At 64.3% G+C, this 19,438-nt stretch carries 22 protein-coding genes; 8 read left to right on the forward strand and 14 right to left on the reverse strand.

Annotated elements, in window-relative coordinates:
- Positions 1-64 precede the first annotated feature (64 nt).
- Together fabI and F3H95_RS02800 are read left to right on the forward strand one after the other, a co-directional pair.
- The gene (gene fabI / locus F3H95_RS02795; protein ID WP_143124942.1) at positions 65-883 is read left to right on the forward strand and encodes an enoyl-ACP reductase FabI; all 819 of its coding nucleotides are present in this window, start codon (positions 65-67) and stop codon (positions 881-883) included.
- A 23-nt stretch (positions 884-906) separates the two neighbouring features.
- Complete coding sequence (locus tag F3H95_RS02800; protein WP_143124941.1) at positions 907-1,497, forward strand: histidine phosphatase family protein; 591 nt, start codon at positions 907-909, stop codon at positions 1,495-1,497.
- 36 nt (positions 1,498-1,533) lie between these two features.
- Here F3H95_RS02800 and F3H95_RS02805 read toward each other — a convergent pair whose 3' ends face one another.
- Positions 1,534-1,794: a DUF1344 domain-containing protein gene (locus F3H95_RS02805; protein ID WP_149744849.1), complete on the reverse strand. Its 261-nt coding sequence runs from the start codon at positions 1,792-1,794 to the stop codon at positions 1,534-1,536.
- 264 nt (positions 1,795-2,058) lie between these two features.
- Between F3H95_RS02805 and F3H95_RS02810 the strand changes: the two genes are divergently transcribed.
- Entirely contained in the window at positions 2,059-5,238 is a 3,180-nt protein-coding gene (locus tag F3H95_RS02810; RefSeq protein ID WP_188134276.1) for an EAL domain-containing protein, read from the forward strand.
- A 104-nt stretch (positions 5,239-5,342) separates the two neighbouring features.
- Entirely contained in the window at positions 5,343-6,440 is a 1,098-nt protein-coding gene (gene aroC / locus F3H95_RS02815) for a chorismate synthase (RefSeq protein ID WP_149744851.1), read from the forward strand.
- Between the two features lie 46 nt (positions 6,441-6,486).
- Here aroC and F3H95_RS02820 read toward each other — a convergent pair whose 3' ends face one another.
- The 4 genes from F3H95_RS02820 to F3H95_RS02835 form a co-directional block, all read right to left on the reverse strand.
- A complete protein-coding gene (locus F3H95_RS02820; protein WP_143124938.1) occupies positions 6,487-6,942 on the reverse strand; it encodes a DUF5680 domain-containing protein in 456 nt (151 codons plus the stop codon).
- A 130-nt stretch (positions 6,943-7,072) separates the two neighbouring features.
- On the reverse strand, positions 7,073-7,492 hold the full coding sequence (locus F3H95_RS02825; RefSeq protein ID WP_149744852.1) for a GNAT family N-acetyltransferase: 420 nt from the start codon (positions 7,490-7,492) through the stop codon (positions 7,073-7,075).
- Positions 7,493-7,605: 113 nt separating this feature from the next.
- The gene (locus F3H95_RS02830; RefSeq protein ID WP_149745092.1) at positions 7,606-8,793 is read right to left on the reverse strand and encodes a winged helix-turn-helix domain-containing protein; all 1,188 of its coding nucleotides are present in this window, start codon (positions 8,791-8,793) and stop codon (positions 7,606-7,608) included.
- Positions 8,794-8,862: 69 nt separating this feature from the next.
- Positions 8,863-10,113 carry an ROK family transcriptional regulator gene (locus tag F3H95_RS02835; RefSeq protein ID WP_149744853.1) on the reverse strand — a complete coding sequence of 417 codons (1,251 nt, stop codon included), beginning with the start codon at positions 10,111-10,113 and terminating at the stop codon, positions 8,863-8,865.
- Positions 10,114-10,300: 187 nt separating this feature from the next.
- On the opposite strand from F3H95_RS02835, the gene xylF reads away from it, so the two are divergent.
- From xylF to F3H95_RS02850, 3 genes are all read left to right on the forward strand, one after another.
- Complete coding sequence (gene xylF / locus F3H95_RS02840) at positions 10,301-11,341, forward strand: D-xylose ABC transporter substrate-binding protein (protein ID WP_143124934.1); 1,041 nt, start codon at positions 10,301-10,303, stop codon at positions 11,339-11,341.
- A 213-nt stretch (positions 11,342-11,554) separates the two neighbouring features.
- Positions 11,555-12,880, forward strand: a complete 1,326-nt coding sequence (locus F3H95_RS02845; protein WP_143124933.1) for a sugar ABC transporter permease — start codon at positions 11,555-11,557, stop codon at positions 12,878-12,880.
- A gap of 14 nt (positions 12,881-12,894) precedes the next feature.
- Entirely contained in the window at positions 12,895-13,680 is a 786-nt protein-coding gene (locus F3H95_RS02850) for an ATP-binding cassette domain-containing protein (RefSeq protein ID WP_143124932.1), read from the forward strand.
- Between the two features lie 66 nt (positions 13,681-13,746).
- Here the strand turns inward: F3H95_RS02850 and F3H95_RS27610 are convergent, their stop codons facing one another.
- The 3 genes from F3H95_RS27610 to F3H95_RS02860 are packed head-to-tail and all read right to left on the reverse strand — an operon-like array spanning position 13,747 to position 15,111.
- Positions 13,747-13,872, reverse strand: coding sequence for a hypothetical protein (locus tag F3H95_RS27610; RefSeq protein WP_280177821.1), 126 nt, complete (start codon positions 13,870-13,872; stop codon positions 13,747-13,749).
- A 46-nt stretch (positions 13,873-13,918) separates the two neighbouring features.
- Entirely contained in the window at positions 13,919-14,173 is a 255-nt protein-coding gene (locus tag F3H95_RS02855; protein ID WP_149744854.1) for an exodeoxyribonuclease VII small subunit, read from the reverse strand.
- 2 nt (positions 14,174-14,175) lie between these two features.
- Positions 14,176-15,111, reverse strand: coding sequence for a histone deacetylase family protein (locus F3H95_RS02860; RefSeq protein WP_149744855.1), 936 nt, complete (start codon positions 15,109-15,111; stop codon positions 14,176-14,178).
- A 153-nt stretch (positions 15,112-15,264) separates the two neighbouring features.
- Here F3H95_RS02860 and F3H95_RS02865 point away from each other — a divergent pair, with 153 nt between their 5' ends.
- Positions 15,265-15,657 carry a hotdog domain-containing protein gene (locus F3H95_RS02865; protein ID WP_244617855.1) on the forward strand — a complete coding sequence of 131 codons (393 nt, stop codon included), beginning with the start codon at positions 15,265-15,267 and terminating at the stop codon, positions 15,655-15,657.
- Between the two features lie 7 nt (positions 15,658-15,664).
- Here F3H95_RS02865 and F3H95_RS02870 read toward each other — a convergent pair whose 3' ends face one another.
- The 6 genes from F3H95_RS02870 to F3H95_RS02895 all read right to left on the reverse strand — a co-directional run bounded on the left by F3H95_RS02870 (position 15,665) and on the right by F3H95_RS02895 (position 19,370).
- Positions 15,665-16,090: a type II toxin-antitoxin system MqsA family antitoxin gene (locus F3H95_RS02870; RefSeq protein WP_244617856.1), complete on the reverse strand. Its 426-nt coding sequence runs from the start codon at positions 16,088-16,090 to the stop codon at positions 15,665-15,667.
- Between the two features lies 1 nt (position 16,091).
- Entirely contained in the window at positions 16,092-16,397 is a 306-nt protein-coding gene (locus F3H95_RS02875) for a type II toxin-antitoxin system MqsR family toxin (RefSeq protein ID WP_149744856.1), read from the reverse strand.
- Positions 16,398-16,460: 63 nt separating this feature from the next.
- The gene (locus F3H95_RS02880) at positions 16,461-17,024 is read right to left on the reverse strand and encodes a biotin transporter BioY (protein ID WP_149744857.1); all 564 of its coding nucleotides are present in this window, start codon (positions 17,022-17,024) and stop codon (positions 16,461-16,463) included.
- A gap of 125 nt (positions 17,025-17,149) precedes the next feature.
- Complete coding sequence (locus F3H95_RS02885) at positions 17,150-17,755, reverse strand: energy-coupling factor transporter transmembrane protein EcfT (RefSeq protein WP_149744858.1); 606 nt, start codon at positions 17,753-17,755, stop codon at positions 17,150-17,152.
- Positions 17,749-18,429 carry an ABC transporter ATP-binding protein gene (locus tag F3H95_RS02890; RefSeq protein WP_149744859.1) on the reverse strand — a complete coding sequence of 227 codons (681 nt, stop codon included), beginning with the start codon at positions 18,427-18,429 and terminating at the stop codon, positions 17,749-17,751. The genes F3H95_RS02885 and F3H95_RS02890 overlap by 7 nt, the downstream gene beginning before the upstream one ends.
- Positions 18,430-18,461: 32 nt before the next feature.
- Positions 18,462-19,370, reverse strand: a complete 909-nt coding sequence (locus F3H95_RS02895; RefSeq protein WP_149744860.1) for a homocysteine S-methyltransferase family protein — start codon at positions 19,368-19,370, stop codon at positions 18,462-18,464.
- Positions 19,371-19,438 lie beyond the last annotated feature (68 nt).

Below are 19,438 nucleotides of genomic sequence, written 5' to 3' on the forward strand. Positions count from 1 at the left end.
AGCTTGAACGCGGGGGCGGGCTATGCCATAGGCAAAATTCGTCTAAAGTCTCAGAGGATAGAGTATGGCTCAGGCAACCGGCCTCATGGCAGGCAAACGCGGCATCATTATGGGTGTGGCGAACAATCGTTCGATCGCCTGGGGAATTGCCAAGGCCATTCATGCACAGGGCGGCGAAGTGGCGTTCACCTACCAGGGCGATGCGATCAAGAAGCGTGTCGAGCCTCTGGCAGCGGAACTCGGCGCAACGCTTGCCGGCCACTGCGATGTCAGCGACGAGGCGAGCATCGATGCCGTCTTTTCCGAGATCGAGCAGCGCTGGGGCAAGATCGACTTCCTCGTGCACGCCATCGGTTTTTCCGACAAGGACGAACTGACCGGCCGCTACATCGACACGACCCCGGAAAACTTTTCCAAGACCATGCAGATCTCGGTGTTTTCCTTCACCTCGGTCGCCCGTCGCGCCGAAAAGCTGATGACGGACGGCGGCTCCATGCTGACGCTGACCTATTACGGCGCCGAGAAGGTGATGCCGAACTATAATGTCATGGGCGTTGCCAAGGCCGCGCTCGAGGCGAGCGTGAAATATCTCGCCGTCGATCTCGGCCCGAAGAACATCCGCGTCAACGCGATCTCGGCCGGCCCCATCAAGACGCTGGCGGCTTCCGGCATCGGCGATTTCCGCTATATTCTGAAGTGGAACGAGTATAATGCGCCGCTGCGCCGCACCGTCACCATCGAGGAAGTCGGCGATGTCGGCCTCTACATGCTGTCCGATCTGTCGCGCTCGGTGACCGGCGAGGTCCACCATGCCGACAGCGGCTATCACGTCGTCGGGATGAAGGCGGTCGATGCGCCGGATATTTCCGTCGCCAAGGATTGACGCCAACCGCCGGAGCGGCCGCCGTGCTCATCTATATGATCCGTCACGGACAGACCGACTGGAATGCCGAAGGCAGGTTGCAGGGCCAGAAGGATATCGGCCTCAATGACACGGGGCGCGCCCAGGCGCGCCACAACGGCGAGACGCTGCGCACGCTGCTTGCCGATCAGGTGGAGGCCTTCGATTTCGTGGCCTCCCCTCTCTCCCGCACGCGCGAGACCATGCAGATCGCGCGAACGGCCATCGGTCTCGATCCGCTGGCCTATCGCACCGACGAACGGCTCGTCGAACTGTCCTTCGGTGATTGGGAAGGCCATACGCTGGACGAAATCCGGGCGCTCGCACCGGAACGGCTGAAGGAGCGTTCCCGGCAGAAATGGAACTTCATTCCGCCCGGAGTCGATGCGGAAAGCTATGAAATCCTCTCCTGGCGGGTCGCGGCCTTTCTGCAGGCGGTGGAACAGCCGACCGTCTGCGTCAGCCATGGCGGCGTCATCCGCTCCGTGCTGAAACTGGTCGGCGGCTGGAACGAGCTGGACGCGGCGCGCTGCGACATCCATCAGGACCGCGTGCTGATCATCGAACGCGATCATGGCCGCGTCGAGTGGCTCTGACACGGCCGAACGAAATTCCTTTGGAATGGGATGGACTTACTGGACGATCTGCAGGTCGTCCACCACGCGGCTACCGTCAACGATGGTGTAGAACACCACCACCTTCACGCCGGACGTCAACCCGTCGAAGTTGAATTCCTCGGGCACCTTGTAGGTCTTGCCGTCGTCAAGCGTGAAGCTCAGCTTCTTCTTGTCGACCGACTTGATGGTGGCTTCGACATCCATGCTCTGGGCAACCGTCGAGAGCGGGGACAGGATGCTTGCGGTAGCAAGCAGTGCAGCGATCAGGAGGCGCATGGTGTAAGCCCTGGGCACATCAGCGAATGTTTTGTTTCGAAACATGTTTTGCCTTCCGATTATGGCGAAATTTGCCCGCCCGCGTGGCATCCGGCGTCTTATTGATGAAGACAATTTTTACGAATTGCAACCAACCGCAAGAGGCGTGCGCACAGCACCCAGGCGCAAGCAACGTCAGGCTGTTATCCCCACAGAAAATCGTCGGCAAGTTCATGTCCATCAGCGCAATCGGAAATTAACTTGCCGGCCGTAAGGATGGGGTTGATGTCTGAAAGCTTCCAGAAAAGGCCCGTCCGCTTGTTTTCCTGGCTCCTGTCGAACTGGCAAACGGACGAGACGCCGATGCGCTGGCGCAGGCCCGCCCTCATTGCGGCGGCCATCACGCTTGTTCTGACCACGGCAGGCGTCGTCTTTGATCGCTACCGCAGTGACGTCTACCAGGCGGACCTGCGGGTGGCGACGGAGCGCACCGTCAACATCCTGATCCAGCGGATGAAGAGCCGGCTGCAGGGCGACCGGCTGATCGCCGATCACCTGGCCAATCTTCTCGCGCACGCGCCAAACGTGACCCCCGGCCAGCTCGATGAGGATGTCCGCCGCGTCCTGGCAGACAACCCGCACACGCTGGCGGTCGCTCTGGCCCCGGACCGCAAGCTCGGTCGCGTGATCCTGCGCGAGGGCGCACGCACCGATCCCGCCGGCAGCTTTACACGCCTTGACCTGTCCACACTTGCCGCGCGGCTGAAGGATCCCGGTGCTGGCGGGCAGATGCTCGCCGTGTCAGGCGCCGGCGACCAGACCCTGACACTGGTCGTCCCGGTCGAGCGCAACGGTCAGCCCTGGGGCGCGCTGGCGCTCATCATCGACCAGCGGCAGTTCTTCGCCGAGGCCGGCATCGATGCCGAAACCTCGTCGGTGTCCTTCCGGGACATGCTCGCCGATGACTGGTTGCATGTGGCCGTGCGCCATGTGGATCCCGGCGGCGAAACCCTGCTGACCGGACAGCCTGACATTGCCGGCCTGGAGCCCGTTGCGTCAGCCCTTCCCGTCAACGGCGGGCGCTGGGAGGTGATGGCGGCACCGCGACAGGGCTGGGACGCAAGCCCGGCCGACCAGGTCTCCTTCCGCTGGCTGCTCGCCGCGGCCGGCCTCGGCATGATCCTGCCGGTCTTCTTCGCCAGCCTGCTGATCGGCGAGCGCAACCGCCACATCGCCATCCTGAAAAGCCGCGAGGCCAATCTGGTGGAACTGTCGCAGCGTTTCAACCTGGCCATGGAAACCTCCAGCATCGGCATCTGGGAGGTGACCGGCGACAACCATCTGACCTGGGACCAGCGCGCCGCCGCGCTCCACGAACGGCCGGACGCCCAGGATCGCAGCCGGCTGGAGGAATGGCTGCGCACCATCCACCCGGATGATGTCGATGCGGCCGAAGCCCATTTCTTCACCTGCATCTGCTCCACCACGCCCTGCACGCAGGTCTACCGCATCCGGCTGGCCGACGGCTCGCTGCGCCATCTGCGCTCGGCCGGCGCCAGCTATCGCCACGCCGATGGCAGCACGCGCACAACCGGCATCGTCTGGGATGTCACGTCCGACATCCTGATGAACCAGACGCTGGTGAGCGCCAAGGAAAACAGCGACATCAAGAATGCCGAGCTGGAACTGGCGCTGGACGAGCTGTCCAATCGCGAACACCAGCTGGAAGAACTGTCGACCCGGCTGGATCTGGCACTCGGCTCCTACAATTGCGGCATCTGGGAATCCAATCCGCACACGCGGACCGAGATCTGGGACCGCCGCATGTGCCAGCTTTACGGGCTGCCCTATACCGATGGGCACATCACAGCCGAACAGTGGATGAACCTCATTCATCCCGACGACCGCAAGCTGGCCCGGCGGATGTCCTCCCATTTCCCGGCAAAGCCCTCCGGCCAGCCGCTGGTGGTGCGTGTGCCGCAGCCGGATGGCAGCATCCGCTTCGTGCGGTCCATCGGCAAGCCCTATACCCAGCGCGATGGCAGCCAGAAGCTCGTCGGCATCGCCTTCGACGTGACCGAAGACATGCTGATGCAGGAGCGGCTGAAAACCGCCAAGCTGGAGGCGGACGCCAAGAACGTCGAGCTGGAACTGGCGCGTCGCCGCATCGAGCACAATGCCCTGCACGACCCGCTGACCGGGCTCGCCAACCGCCGCAAGCTGGATCTGGAACTCGATGCACTGTCGCTCGAAAGCCGCCAGAAGCGCCGGCAGGTTTCGCTGCTGCATCTCGATCTCGACCGCTTCAAGCAGATCAACGACACGCTGGGCCATGCGGCGGGCGATGCGATGCTGGTGCATGCCGCGCAGATCCTCACGCGCAATGTCGGCCCTCGCGATCTGGTCGCCCGCATCGGCGGTGACGAATTCGTCATTCTCGTGAACGACAATGCCGATCCCAAGGACATGGCGACGCTGGCCGGACGCATCGTCACCGAGCTGCGCCAGCCCATCGATTTCGAGGGCTTTTCCTGCCGCTGCGGCGTCTCGATCGGCATCGCCCAGGAGCGCGGCGTCCGGATCGATGCACGCAAGATGCTGATCAATGCCGATATCGCGCTCTACCGCGCCAAGGGACAGGGCCGCAACCGCTTCGAATTCTTCACCCAGAACCTGCAGGCCGAAATCATCCGCCACAAGCAGACGGCCGACGAGATCCTTGCCGGTATCGAGGATCACCAGTTCACCGCCTGGTACCAGCCGCAATTCTGCGCCATCACGCGCCAACTGGCCGGCGTGGAGGCGCTGATCCGCTGGAACCACCCGCAGCGCGGCGTGCTGCCGCCGGATGCCTTCCTGGCCATCGCCGAAGACCTGAACGTGGCGGCCACGCTCGACCAGATCGTGCTGGAAAACGTGCTGAAGGACCAGATGCGCTGGGCCGCCGCCGGCATCCGCATCCCGCGTGTCTCCGTCAATGTCTCCTCGCGGCGGCTGAGCGACCGGACGCTGATCGACACACTGCAGACCCTGCCGATCTCGCCCGGACAGATCGCCTTCGAACTGGTGGAATCGATCTTCCTCGATGACCGCGAGGATCTGGTGACGGAGAACCTGGAGCGCATCAAGGCGCTCGGCGTCGACATCGAGATCGACGATTTCGGAACGGGCCATACCTCCATCGTCAGCCTGCTGAAGCTCAAACCCCGGCGGCTGAAGATCGACCGCCAGCTGGTGATGCCGATCCTGACGGCGCCGCAGGAGCGTGCGCTGGTGCGCTCGATCATCGAGATCGCCCGCTCGCTCGGCGTCGATACGTTGGCCGAGGGTGTGGAAACGCTGGAGCATGCCACCTTGCTGCGCGAAATGGGCTGCGACCTTCTGCAGGGCTTTGCTTTCGCCAAGGCGCTGCCCTATGCGGACTTCACCGAAGCGGCCCGCAACGGCTTCAGCCGGATCGCCTGAGGCCGGCATCCGGACAAAAAGGGCTTTCCCCTCCCCCGCCTTTTCCACTATGACAAGGCCGCTCAACGTCCCGGCGGCCAGGCGTCGCCCATCGGTCAGGTCTCATGTCGCATAACACCTTCGGTCACCTTTTCCGCGTTACCACCTGGGGCGAAAGCCATGGCCCGGCGCTCGGCTGCGTCGTGGATGGCTGCCCCCCCGGCATCCGCTTCACGCTGGACGAGATCCAGGCCTATATGGACAAGCGCAAGCCCGGCCAGTCGCGTTTCGTGACGCAGCGCCGCGAGGACGATATCGTCAAGGTTCTGTCCGGCGTCATGCTGTCGGAAGACGAAACGGTGATGACCACCACCGGCACGCCGATTTCCATGCTGATCGAAAACACCGACCAGCGCTCCAAGGATTACGGCGAAATCGCCCGCCGCTACCGGCCGGGCCATGCGGATTATGCCTATGACCTGAAATACGGGATCCGCGACTATCGCGGCGGCGGCCGTTCCTCGGCGCGCGAAACGGCGGCGCGTGTGGCCGCCGGCGCGCTTGCCCGCAAGGTCATCCCCGGCGTCACCATCCGCGCCGCGCTGGTGCAGATCGGCAAGCACAAGATCAACCGCGGCAATTGGGATTGGGCGCAGGTGGAGCAGAACCCGTTCTTCTGCCCGGATGCCGCGATGGTGCCCGTATGGGAAGACTATCTCGACGGCATCCGCAAGGCCGGCTCCTCCATCGGTGCCGTGATCGAGGTGGTGGCGGAAAACGTACCGGCTGGCCTCGGCGCGCCGATCTATGCCAAGCTCGACCAGGACATCGCCTCGCTGCTGATGTCGATCAATGCCGTGAAAGGCGTGGAGATCGGCGAAGGCTTCGCCGCGGCCGAACTGTCCGGCGAGGAGAATGCCGACGAAATGCGCATGGGCAATGACGGCCAGCCACTGTTTCTCTCCAACCATGCCGGCGGCATTCTGGGCGGCATTTCCACCGGCCAGCCGATCACCGCCCGCTTTGCCGTGAAGCCCACCTCCTCGATCCTGACCGAGCGCCAGTCGATCGATGCGGACGGCAACAATGTGGATGTGCGCACCAAGGGCCGCCACGACCCCTGCGTCGGCATCCGCGCCGCGCCGATCGGCGAAGCCATGGTGGCCTGCGCGCTGGCCGACCACTTCCTGCGCGATCGCGGGCAGACCGGCAAGGCCCGCTGACGCCTGTCCGGGAAGGCTCCCGTCAAAACCCTGACGGGGCCGTCCGTCAGGGAACGATCATGCCACCGTGGTAATCGAGGCGATAGACCTCCCGGTCGCCGCGAAAGATGCGTTCGATGCCGATGAAGCTTGCCGGATCGCCGGTGCTCTCGTCGGCATAGCGGTAACCTGCCACCTCATGCACGAAGCCGCCCAGAAAGCGCCCTTGCGCATACATCTGCGGCAGGCTGGCGCGGATGACCATTCCGGCCCTTTCGCCGTCGATCTCCAGGGGATCGAGGATGCGGCCGTAATAGTTCATCGCCCAGACCGGCTCGCCCTTCCTCCAGACAACCTCCTGCCCGAGAAAATCCGTGCCGCCGAAATAGCTGTCGAGATAGGACCACTCGTCCCGCGCATGGCCGACATCATGCGATCCCGGCCGGCACGACGGCCCCGCCGCCCGGCCGCCCACATAGGCCGCCGCCTTGGCCTCGACGATGAAGGCATTCAGGTCGTCCATGGCTTTCCTCCCGTTAGTGGACAGCGATGCTCAAGACAGCGCGTATTTCGGGGCCGTCCCCGGTCCTGCCAGGCCCCGGCGCGACACGATCAAACGACCTCGCGGCCCCTCGCCCGACCAAGACGCGCCTCTACTTCCCGATCACCATCGACATGCCGACGGAGCGCGGCGCGGTTTCGCGAAAACCGAACTGGGCATAGAGCCGGTTGGCCGGCACGTCGGCGATCAGGCTGACATAGGCGCTAGCCGGCGCCACTTCGCGCAGGTGATCCACCAGCGCTGCCACGATGCGCTTGCCGAGTCCGCGCCCCTGGTGAGCGGGCTTGACGGCGATATCGGTGATCTGGAAGAAGCAGCCGCCATCGCCGATGATGCGCCCCATGCCGACCGTTTCCTCACCCAGCATCACGCTGACGCCGAAGACGCTGCCCTTCAGCCCGCGCTCGGCCGCCGCCTCGGAAAAGGGCGAGAGGCGGGCGGCCTTGCGCAGGCCGAGATAGGTCTCCACGGCGGGAATGCGGGCTTCGACGCGGTATTCGCTGCTGGACATGGTGTTTCCTTCTGTCGTTGGTTTCTGGGAAAAGGGCAATCGTCCGGCCTTTGCCACGACATACCCCGCCCCTGTCTTGTCGAAAACGCTGGTTTGCCGGCCGTGGAACAGGCTCAACCCTCCCAGCCCGGCAGGTATTCGACCCGCTCCACTCCGGTGAAACGGGCCAGGCGCACAAGCTCCGCCTCCAGACGCTCCAGCCGGCTGGCGGAAGCGCGAAGGCCGGGCTCCCACCAGAGGCGCCTCACCGCAAGCGTCCCGGCCCTTCGATCCGCCTTCATGTCGATGCGGCCGACCAGACGCTCGCCCTCGATGAGCGGGAAGACGTAATAGCCGTATTGCCGCTTCGCCTCCGGCACGAAGACCTCGATCCGGTAGTTGAAGCCGAACAGGCGCTCGGCGCGGTCGCGGTCGCGCAGCAGCGGATCGAAGGGGCTCAACACCCGAAGCCTCGCCGGCGGTTCGGGTGGCGAGAGCAGGTCGGCAAGCCCCTCGACAAAGGCAAACGACGGTCGGCGACGGCCATCCACCGTCACCACCTCCACCTCTTCCAGTTCTGCGCGGTGCCGGCTGACCCAGGCCTTCGCTTCCGGCGGCGTGACCAGATCGAAGAAGGCGGAAATTTCTCCCGAGGTTGCAAAGCCGAGCCGCTGCAGCGCCTGCCGGCAGGCCCAGTCGACGAAATCCTCGTGGCTGACCTCTGCCGCGAAATGATCGGGCGGGATGACCCGTTCGGAAAGATCGTAGACCTTCTGGAAATTTTCCCGCCGGGCAATCGCCAGCTTGCCGGTGTGCCAGAGAAATTCCAGCGCCGTCTTGGACGGGTGCCAGTTCCACCAGCCGCCGGACTTGTGATCGTCCGCCTTCACATCGCGGGCCATCACCGGGCCCTGATGGCGGATACGATCATAGGTCTCGGCAAAGGCCGAATCGAAATCCCTGCCCTGCCACTTCGCCCAGTTCTCGCGGATCTTTGCCTCGCGCCGCACGAAACGATGCTTCCAGTAAGGAAAGAAGGCCGAGGGGATGACGGAGGCATCATGTGTCCAGTGTTCGAACAGGCTGCGATCCTGTTCCAGAAGCGCCGTCAGATGCTCCCGGCGATAGGTCTGGTTGCGCGAAAACAGGATCTGGTGATGGGCGCGTTCCACGATCTGGATACTGTCGACCTGTATGAAGCCGAGATCATGGATCAGGTCCAGCAGGCCGTCACGACCAAGCTGCCGGTTTGGCGGCCGGGAAAGCCCCTGCCGCTCCAGAAACATGTGCCGGGCCTGCCGGTTTTCGATCAGAATCGCCATGATCCGAGGGTAGGTCATGTTCATCTTTTGTTCAACCGACATTCGCGCCTCCTCACGCTTTCCCGCGCCTCACCGCAGGCCGACCACCCGCTGGTCCACGGCCGTCAGCGCCCGGTCCACATGCCCGGCAAAGACGAGGGAGGATTCGTCGGCCACCACCGTCATTTTCGGCAGCCCGTTGAGGCGCACATGCAGCGACTGGCGCAAGCCCTCCTCGATGCCGGGCTGCATCAGGTCGTAGAAGCGCGTGCCGGGACCGGTGACAATGACCGGCAGGTTCTCGTGCAGGCTCAGCACCCGCGACAGGCCCTGCCCCAGCGCGAGCCCCGCCTGGCGGAAGGCGTGCTGGGCCATGCGGGTGCCCTGGCGCGCCGAGAGCGCGATCTTCTCGATTTCGGTCAATGGCACGAAGCGCGCCGGAATGGTGTTGGGCGGCACCTGGAAGGCAATCCGCAGGATCCCATAGAAGCCGGCGGTCGCCTCGATGCACCCCCTGAGGCCGCAACGGCACAGGCGGTCGTCCACCGCATTCAGCATGTGACCGAAGTTCGGCGCGCTGACGCTGAACTGGCCCTCCTCGATCCGCGCGATGCCAAGGCCGATGCTGTGACCGAGGGAGAGCGCGATCAGTCCTGCCCCGCCCTCCGCCGGCGATTCGGCCATCCGCTTGCGGGCGGCGGCGTGCGCCACCAGCAGCGTCTCGTTGCTGACGAACAGGGTGGCGGCCGGCCAGTGTTCCAGCAGTGCGGAAAACTCGACGCTGCGCTCGCCAAACACCGGTGACCAGACGAGCCGCCCCCCGTCTGCATCGACGATGCCCTTGGACGACAGCGAGATCGCCCCCACTTCCGCCGGCTCCAGCCGCGAGCGCTGGATCAGACGCGCGATCGCCTCGCCCATGTCGGACAGCAGGCTGTCCGGCGTGCCTGCAGCAATGTCGCGCGGGCGGCTGAAGCGGTCGATCATGGTGCCACCATAATCGGCAAGGCCGTAATGCAGGGCATCGGACGAAATCTGCACCGCCACTGCATGGGAAAAGCGACGCCTGCGGGCAAACAGCACGCGGGGGCGCCCGCGCCCGCCGGAGGCCGGCTGGTCCTGCCGCTCGATGGCACCCAGCCGCTCCAGATCGCCGGTCACCGCCGTCACCGTGGCCGACGCAAGGCCTGTACGCTCCGACAGCGCCGTATGTGACAGTACAGCTTCCTCCCTCAGCGCCGAAAGCACCAGCGCAAGGCTGTGCCGGCGCAGCTGTTCGGTGCCCGCGCGCTGGGCGGCGGCAGGACTGGCCGGCAGAGAGGAATAGGACGCGGCAGGCATGGTCTCGAACAGTTGGCGCTTCGTGCTGAACAGAGTGTTGACAGGGTGTAAATCATCTGCCAGTTATTTTCTCGACTGTCGAGAAAAACAATTCTCAGTTGGGATGACGGGGGTTTCGACGGTAATCGGCGGGGGGCCGGGCGGACAAGGAGGTCTGCAGCGACCCGCATTCACTCGGGAGGTAATTATGAAATCAGTTCTGAAGCTGATGGCCTGCGCGGCTGTCATCGCATCCGTTCACGCTCCGGCTTTCGCCAAGGATCTGGTGGTCGGCGTATCCTGGTCGAACTTCCAGGAAGAGCGCTGGAAGACCGACGAAGCCGCGATCAAGAAGGCTCTCGAAGCCGCCGGCGCCAAGTACATTTCCGCTGACGCACAGACCTCTGCCGCCAAGCAGCTGACCGACATCGAAAGCCTGATCTCGCAGGGCGCCAATGCGCTCATCGTTCTCGCCCAGGATTCCGGCGCCATCGGCCCGGCCATCGAAAAGGCCACTGCCGAAGGCATTCCGGTCATCGGTTATGACCGCCTGATCGAAAATCCGAAGACCTACTACATCACCTTCGACAACAAGGAAGTCGGTCGCCTGCAGGCCAAGGAAGTCTTCAAGGTCAAGCCGTCCGGCAACTACGTGTTCATCAAGGGTGGCTCCACCGACCCGAACGCCGATTTCGTCTTCTCCGGCCAGCAGGAAGTGCTGAAGGAAGCGATCGCTTCCGGCAAGGTGAAGAATGTGGGCGAATCCTACACGGATGGCTGGAAGCCGGAAATTGCCCAGAAGAACATGGAGCAGTTCCTGACCAAGAACAACAACAAGGTCGATGCGGTCGTTTCCTCGAACGACGGCATGGCCGGCGGCGTTGTGGCTGCTCTCGAAGCCCAGGGCATGGCCGGCTCCGTTCCGGTCTCGGGTCAGGACGGCGACAAGGCCGCTCTGAACCGCATCGCGCTTGGCACGCAGACGGTCTCCGTCTGGAAGGACAGCCGCGAGCTTGGCAAGAAGGCCGGTGAAGTGGCCGTGGCGCTTGCCAAGGGCACCAAGATGGAAGCCCTGCCGGGCACGGTCAAGTTCAAGGGCGGTGCCAAGGGCATCGAGATGAACTCCGTCTTCCTGACGCCGATCGCCATCACCAAGGACAATCTGAACGTGGTTCTCGACGCCGGCTGGATCTCCAAGAAGGAGCTTTGCCAGGGCGTGAAGGCCGGTTCCGTCAAGGTCTGCGGCTGACGCAATTCCAGGCGAGCACACGTCCGGACGTCGCTCCCCCTCGGGAGGACCCTCCGGACGGATCCCTCCCGCAGAAGGGCGCGGCAGGGGTTCTCTCGCCTGATTGGAAAAGACCATAAACGGCAAACTGACCGACAGTTCCGGACGTCGCAGCCTTGCTGCGGCGTTCTTCTCTGACGGCCGCTGCCGAGTAACGAGGGGAGTTCAAGGCTCATGACGGATCATACCATCGCGGTCCCCGCGACCCGCACCACGACCGGTGCGCGCGCGGCGCCGGGCAATCCGCTGAAGCGCTTTTTTCAAGCCACCGAAATCGATACCCGCCTGCTCGGCATGGTGGTGGCAATGCTGGCGATCTGGATCGGCTTCCACATCATGTCCGGCGGCCTGTTCCTGACGTCGCGCAACTTGTGGAACCTGTCCGTGCAGGCCGCCTCCGTCTCCGTCATGGCCACCGGCATGGTTCTGGTCATCGTGACGCGCAATATCGACCTGTCCGTCGGCTCGATCCTCGGCTTCGTCGGCATGATCATGGCGGTGACCCAGACGAAGTTCCTGCCGGCCTGGCTCGGCTATGACCATCCGGCCAACTGGTTCCTGGCGCTTGCCGTCGGCATCGTGCTGGGCTCGGCGATCGGCGCCTTCCAGGGCATGATCATCGCCTTCCTGAACGTTCCCTCCTTCATCGTCACGCTCGGCGGCCTGCTCGTCTGGCGCGGTGCGGCCTGGATGGTGACGAGCGGCGCGACGGTTGCGCCGATGGACACCACCTTCCGCCTGATGGGCGGCGGCGCCGACGGCTCGATCGGCGCGACGGCCAGCTGGATCGTCGGCGTGATCGCCTGCCTCTTCATCGTCCTGTCGATCCTGCATTCGCGCAAGCAGCGCAAGCGTTTCGGCTTCCCGCTGAAGCCGGTCTGGGCCGAATTTGTCGTCGGCATCGTCAGCTGCGGTGTCGTCTTGGGCGCCGTCAACGTGCTGAACAGCTATTACATGCCGGTCAATCTGGCGCGCAAATATGCCGAGGACCACGGCATCGCCTGGCCGGAAAACGGGCTCGACATTCCGCTCGGCATCGCCATTCCGGTACTGATCGCGCTTGGCATCGCAATCGTGATGACCTTCCTCACCAACCGCACGCGCTTTGGCCGCTATGTCTTTGCGATCGGCGGCAATCCGGAAGCGGCTGAACTTGCCGGCATCAAGACCCGCTGGGTCACGGTGCGGCTGTTTGCGCTGATGGGCGCGCTCTGCGCGATCGCAGCAGCCATCTCCACCGCGCGCCTCAATGCGGCGACCAATGCCCAGGGCACGCTCGACGAACTCTATACGATTGCGGCAGCCGTCATCGGCGGCACGTCGCTCGCCGGCGGTGTCGGCACCATCGCGGGCGCGGTTCTCGGCGCGCTCGTCATGCAATCCCTCAATTCCGGCATGGTGCTGCTCGGCATGGATGCGCCGCTGCAGAGCATCGTGATCGGCATGGTGCTGGTGCTGGCAGTCTGGCTCGACACCATCTATCGCGCCCGCGCTCGCTAGAAGGAGTAGGAAAGATGACCAACAACAAGACTCCTCTGGTGGAAATGCGTGACGTTTCCATCTCCTTCGGCGGGATTCATGCCGTCGACGGTGCCTCGGTCGATCTGTTCGCCGGCGAAGTGGTCGCCCTGCTCGGCCATAACGGTGCGGGCAAGTCGACGCTGATCAAGATCCTCTCCGGCGCCTATCGGCGGGATTCCGGCGACATTCTGATCAATGGCGAACAGGCCGAGATCAACAATCCGCGCGACGCCAAGAAATACGGCATCGAGACGATCTACCAGACATTGGCCGTCGCGGATAACGTCGATGCCGCCGCCAACCTCTATCTCGGCCGCGAGCTGCGCACCCCCTGGGGCACGCTGGACGACGTGGCGATGGAAGCCAAGGCACGCGAGGTGATGGGGCGGCTCAACCCCAACTTCCAGCGCTTCAAGGAGCCGGTGAAGGCGCTTTCCGGCGGTCAGCGGCAATCTGTGGCGATCGCTCGCGCGATCCTGTTCGATGCCCGCATCCTGATCATGGACGAGCCGACGGCGGCACTCGGGCCGCAGGAAACAGCGCAGGTGGGCGAACTGATCACCCAGCTGAAGCGGGAGGGCATCGGCATCTTCCTGATCAGCCACGACATCCACGACGTCTTCGATCTCGCCGACCGCGTCTTCGTGATGAAGAACGGCCGCGTGGTGGGCCATGCCCGCACCGAGGATGTGACCAAGGATGAAGTGCTCGGCATGATCATTCTCGGCAAGGTGCCGCCGGGCGCCGTGCCCGGCCCCGGCGCCATGCAGACGGCCTGACGCCAGAACGTAAAAGGAGCGGCATCGCTGCCGCTCCTTCCTCGTCTCATGCCAGAAGATCGTTCCTCACGAGGGTTCGCCGGGGGTGAACCCCAGCATGTAGATCCCCGCCACCACGATGGCGATGGCGAAGATGGTGAGAACGAAGGTGATCATGCCGCCGCGGGCCTTGGGTCCGGTATCCTGTGTCATGGCGGCAGAACGTTCGCCGGCCGCCCTTGGTTCCGCCGGTTGACGTTTACGCACCGTCCAGTGGCTCGACGCCCTGCGGCTGGCCTGCCCGGTCGAGGCGGATCTTTTCGATGCGGTTTTCGGCGGCGGCCAGCAGCTTTTCGCAGTGCTTCTTCAGCGCCTCGCCGCGTTCGTAGATGGCAATCGATTCGTCGAGTGCAACGTCGCCGCGTTCCAGGCGGGCCACGATGCTTTCCAGTTCCGCCACGGCCTTTTCAAAAGTGTAGCCGCTGACGTCGTGGGCGGTAGCGCTCTCCGACATGCTTAGCCTTTCATCAGTCTGAGGATATGCAGGCCCGCCGATTCGGCGAGGCCTTCGAGATCATAGCCGCCTTCCAGCAGGCTGACGACCCGGTTGCCGGCGTATTTCCCGGCGATTTCCATCAGTCGGCCGGTGGCCCAGTCGAAATCATCGCCGACGAGGTTGATCTGCGCCAGCGGATCGCGGTGATGGGCATCGAAGCCGGCGGAAATCAAAAGCAGGTCGGGCCGGAAATTGTTGAGCGCCGGCAGCACGCGGCTGGAAAAGGCCTCGCGGAAATGATCGCCGGCCGCATGCGGCGAAAGTGGCGCGTTGATCACATTGTCATGCGCCCCGGTTTCCGACAGAGCGCCGGTGCCGGGATAGAGCGGCATCTGGTGCGTGGAGCAAAACAGCACCGAGGGATCGTCCCAGAAGATATCCTGGGTGCCGTTGCCGTGGTGGACGTCCCAGTCGACGATGGCGATGCGCTCCACGCCATAGGTCTTCTGGGCGTGGCGGGCGGCAATCGCCACATTGTTGAACAGGCAGAAGCCCATGGCCTTGGCCTTTTCCGCATGATGGCCGGGCGGCCGCGAGGCGACGAACACATTGTCGGCCGCGCCGGCAAACACGTCGTCCACGGCGGCCATCGCGCCGCCGACGGCCGTCAGCGCCGCCTGCAGGCTCTTCTGGCTCACATGCGTATCGGCCTCGATCTGGCGGATCAGATCCTCCTCCTCGGGGATTTCGCGCATCACGGAGAACAGATGGCTTTCGGGATGGGCAAGCGTCACCGCATCCTCGTTGGCCTGCGGGGCATCCCTGCGGTCCAGCCGGTCGAAATTCGGATGCTCCAGTGCGAGCGCCAGCGAACGCAGCCGGTCGGCGCGTTCCGGATGGCCCTCCGGCGTGTTGTGTTCGAGGAAGATCTTATGCTCGTAAAGACGGGTGGTCATTCCTCAGGGCTCCTGCCACGGTCACACGCACACTGCCCTGCGGAAATGGCGCAAAAACCGGCACTTTTCAAGGCACTTCACCAGGGCGCGGCTTGTTCGGGACGCCCCGCTCGTCTTAAATGCGAGGCGAGCGCAACAGGCATGGGAGACGATGTGAGCGACGAGACGATCCACAGGTTCCGCGTGGGCTTCCGCGACGTGGGCATGCGCGGCGAAATGCACAGTTTTGCCTATATCTCCTATGCGGAGGAGGCGCTCGCCGATTTCTGGGCCGCGCATGCGCCGGACATGCCCCTGCCCGCCTTCGGCGTTTCCCGGGTCGGCTGCCAGCTGCACAGGGCGCTGCAGGTGGGCGAGACGGTGACGACCGCCGTGCGCGTCAGCAAGATCGGCGGCAAGACCGCCGGCTTCTCGATCCTGATGGAACGCGGCACCGAACTGGTCGCCGAAGCCGAAATCGTCTGGGCCGCCTGCAACCCGGACACCGGCGAGCCCATCCCGCTTCCCGAAGACCTGCGCGACTGGCTCTACAAGTATCTCGAGTGACGAGGCATCAGGCCGACTGAAGGTCCAGCACAAGCTCTGGATGCCGGTCCAGAAGCTTCATGAGTTGCACGGTCGGCCCGCTCGGTTCCGCTATACCGCGTTCGTACTTGTCGAAGGCGCTCTCGCCCACCTTCAGCAGCAGGCCGGCCTCCCGCTGGGAGAGCTTCAGCTTCAGCCGAAAATTGCGAATGGTTGCGGGCGCAGGAATGCCGTCCACCCGCTCCTTCAGCAGCCGCAGGGCATCGTCCGTCACCTTCATGTCGTCTCCGACATGAACGCCCTCGCCGTTTCCTTCTGGATAATAGCCCGGCAGATCGACGGTCAGGCTCTCGCCCTTGTAACGAACGGTGAAAGGACGCACGTCTCGCCGCAGTGTCTCGCCCGTGTCCGGGGCGATCATGACGTCGCGTCTGTGCGTGTCCGATGCAGTCATGTCATGTCTCCTTGAAGGACATCACCTTGAATTCGGTGACCACGTCATCCTGAAACTTCACATAGAGGACGAGGTCGCGCGCTGGCACATGGTAGACATCCTGCCACTGCCGATGATCCCGGTAGGTGGTCATCGATTTGTAGAACATCGAAGCCTCGATGCCGTTGATCGTCTCGGCGATGGCGTGACGATCGAACCCCAGCGCGAGCGCATCCCGCAGCGCGGAACCGGTCATTGCCAACGTCTCGACCGAGCCGATGGCAGCCTTGATGCGTGACAGCGCGTAAGTCGGCTTTTTCTTCTCCACGACAGTAAAATGCCACCTTAAAGGTGGCATTTCAAGAGAGCTTTGAGCAGCAATCCCGTCCGCTCACGCTCGCTGCGGCAGAAGCGGATAGCCGACCATCACGGCGCGGGCGGCAAGCGTGGCGATGGCGGCCTTCAGAAGATCGGCAGGCAGGAAAGCGAGCGAGCCGGCGGCGACCTTGGCAAAGGGCGTGCCGGCCACCAGTGAGACGACCGGCATGCCGATCGCATAGACCACCGCGATGCCACCGATGACGCTGGCGAGGAAGAAGCCGGCCATCTGCATGAGGCCGGACTGGCCCTCGCGCACGAAACGCTCGGCAAGCAGGCCGGTGACGAAGGCACCCAGCACCCAGCCGACAATATAGCCTGCGGTCGGGCCCATCAGCACGCCGAGGCCGCCGCGCCCGCCAGACAGAACCGGCAGGCCGATCGCCACCAGAACCACCAGCAGCGCATAGGCAACCGCGCCGCGGCGCGCGCCGATGATGCAGCCGGCCAGCATGACGCCCATGGACTGCGCGGTGATCGGCACCGGAATGAAGCCGAGCGTGACCGGCGGAATGAGGCCGAGCACGATGATGATGGCGGTAAACAGCGCCGCAAGAACCAGATCCCTGGTGGTCATGGAATTTCTCCCCAAAAGAGACAGCCTGTGAGACCCCTCGATCCGTCGCGATCCTGCCGCTCGCAGACGACGCATGCCGGTGCCCCCTCATGCCTGCAAGCCGCGCTTTGCGTTTGCATCCTGCCTTACTGGCCGCGAATGCCGCGCGCGTCAATCGCCTCGGCAATGCTGTCGGCATCACGCAAGGTGGAAATGATCAGCGGCGCGAGCATGCGGTGCAGTTTCACCGGAAGCCCGCGGGCGCGATGCGCCTCCTTCAGGGCCGCATGGCGGGCGGCGATCTCCGGCACGAAGCGCAGCACGAGGCCGACCGCCAGCCCGACATCGCTGGCTTTCAGAAGACCGAAACGTTCCAGCGGCAGGCACAGGCGGGTCAGAACGGCCATCACATCCGCCAGCGCCGTGCTGGCCGTCACGCTCGCCGCCAGAAACAGGATGGCGAGCAGCCGCAGCGTCGAGGAAAGCGCCTCCTCCGGCGAAACCAGCACGACATTCAAAAGACCGAACAGGCCGATGGTGATCAGCACCGGCCGCACCCGCCGCAGCGCTTCACCAGCCGAAAGCCCGAGCCGAAGATAGAGCGTGCCCGTGAGGATGGCCGCCAGGGCCAGCGGCAGGGCGCTTTGCACGAAGAACAGCGCCAAACTTGCCAGCGCCAGCGCCGCAAGCTTCAGGCCTGCCGGCAGGCGGTGCATCAACGTGTTTCCCGCCACATGCAGGCTGTTCAGCATGCGGCAATCTCTCGATAGCGGGCTATGGCATCGACACCCACGCCATCGAAGGCAAGCGCACCCTCGTGAAACACCAGCACCCGGGAAAAATCGCGGACCAGATCGAGATCGTGACTGATGACGATCGCCTGCTCCTCCAGAGCCTCGATCGCCGCCTTGACCCGCACGCGGTTCCGGAGATCGAGCTGGTTGGTCGGCTCGTCGAAGAGGATGAGTTTCGGGCGGTTCACCACGACGGCGGCGAGCGCGGCCAGTTGCAACTGTCCGCCGGACAGTTCATGCGGGCGACGCGACGCCAGATCCGTAAGGCCGAAGCGGGCCAGCGCCGCCTCCACCCTCTCTTCCAGGTCCCTGCCCTTCAGACCGCGGCTCAGCGGACCGAGCGCGATATCATCGCGGATGATCGGCAGGATGATCTGATGGCCGGGATTCTGGAAGATGAAACCGGTCGCAGCCATCACCGCCTTCTCGTCGGCCACGGTATCGAGCCCGTCCAGCGTCACGCGCCCGCGTGTCGGTTTGGCAAGTCCGTTGACGAGGCGGGCAAAGCTTGTCTTGCCCGACCCGTTGAGGCCGATCACGCCGATGCGGGGCTCGTGGAGCGACAGCGACAGCGGCTTCAGCGCCACCACCGGCCCGTAGCTGAGTTCCGCCTGATCGAAGAGGATGTGCACGTGCTGCCGTTCCGGTTCTTTCGTGAGCCTTGTTACCGCGCCCGGAGCGTGCCGGCCAGACGGTGGATATGCTCGGCACCGATGCCGCAGCAGCCGCCGATCATCGAGGCGCCGGCCTCTGCCCAGGTGCAGGCGAAGCGGGAATAGACATCGCTGGTCAGGTCCTTGCGGGTATCGTGCAGCCCTTCATTGGCGGCACTCTCGTCCGTATCGCTCTCGAAGGCATTCGCATAGACGCCGATCGGCAGCGACACGCCCGTGTCGCGGAAGACAGCGGAGGCCACGCGCACCGCTGCCTCCATCACTTCCGGACGGGCGCAGTTGAACATCAGCGCCGACGCGCCGGAGGTCGCCGCCCAGGCAGCGGCATCCGCCACCTGTTCGCCGGAGCGCAGTTTCGGCGTGGCCCCCGCCACCTGCGCCGCATCGTCGGCCAGCGTGAAGGAGATCCAGAAGGGTTTTCCGGTTTTCGCCACGGCAATGCGCACGGCCTCGCCCTCGGCGATCAGCGACAGCGTTTCGCCAAGCCATACATCGACGAAGGGACCAAGATTGTCGACCAGCACCGAAAGATAATCCTGCACGCGGGCGGGATCGAAATTTTCCGGCTCGTAGGATCCGAAGATCGGCGGCAGGCCGCCCGCCACCGTCACCGGCCGCCCGGCAGCATCGGCCGCCTCGCGCGCCAGCCGGCCGGAGAGCGCGATGAGGGAGGCGCCGTCTGTCGCAAACCGTTCCTCGCCGATATGGAAGGGCACCAGCGCATAGGAATTGGTGGTGATGACATCGGCACCGGCCGCGATAAATTCCGCATGCACCTGGCGCACGATCTCCGGCGCGTTGATCAGCGCCAGCGCCGACCATTCCGGCTGCTTCAGCTCGGCCCCCAGCCGCACCAGTTCACGGCTCATGCCGCCATCGAGAATGACAAGATCGCCCATGCACAACGTCCTTTCCTCCGGTCGCTCCGGTGGCGATAGCGCATCGGCGCGGCAAGCGGAACAGGTTT

Origin of the sequence: Rhizobium sp. RU35A, from assembly GCF_900156005.1 — a bacterium.
In the GTDB taxonomy this organism is placed as follows: Bacteria; Pseudomonadota; Alphaproteobacteria; order Rhizobiales; family Rhizobiaceae; genus Neorhizobium; species Neorhizobium straminoryzae.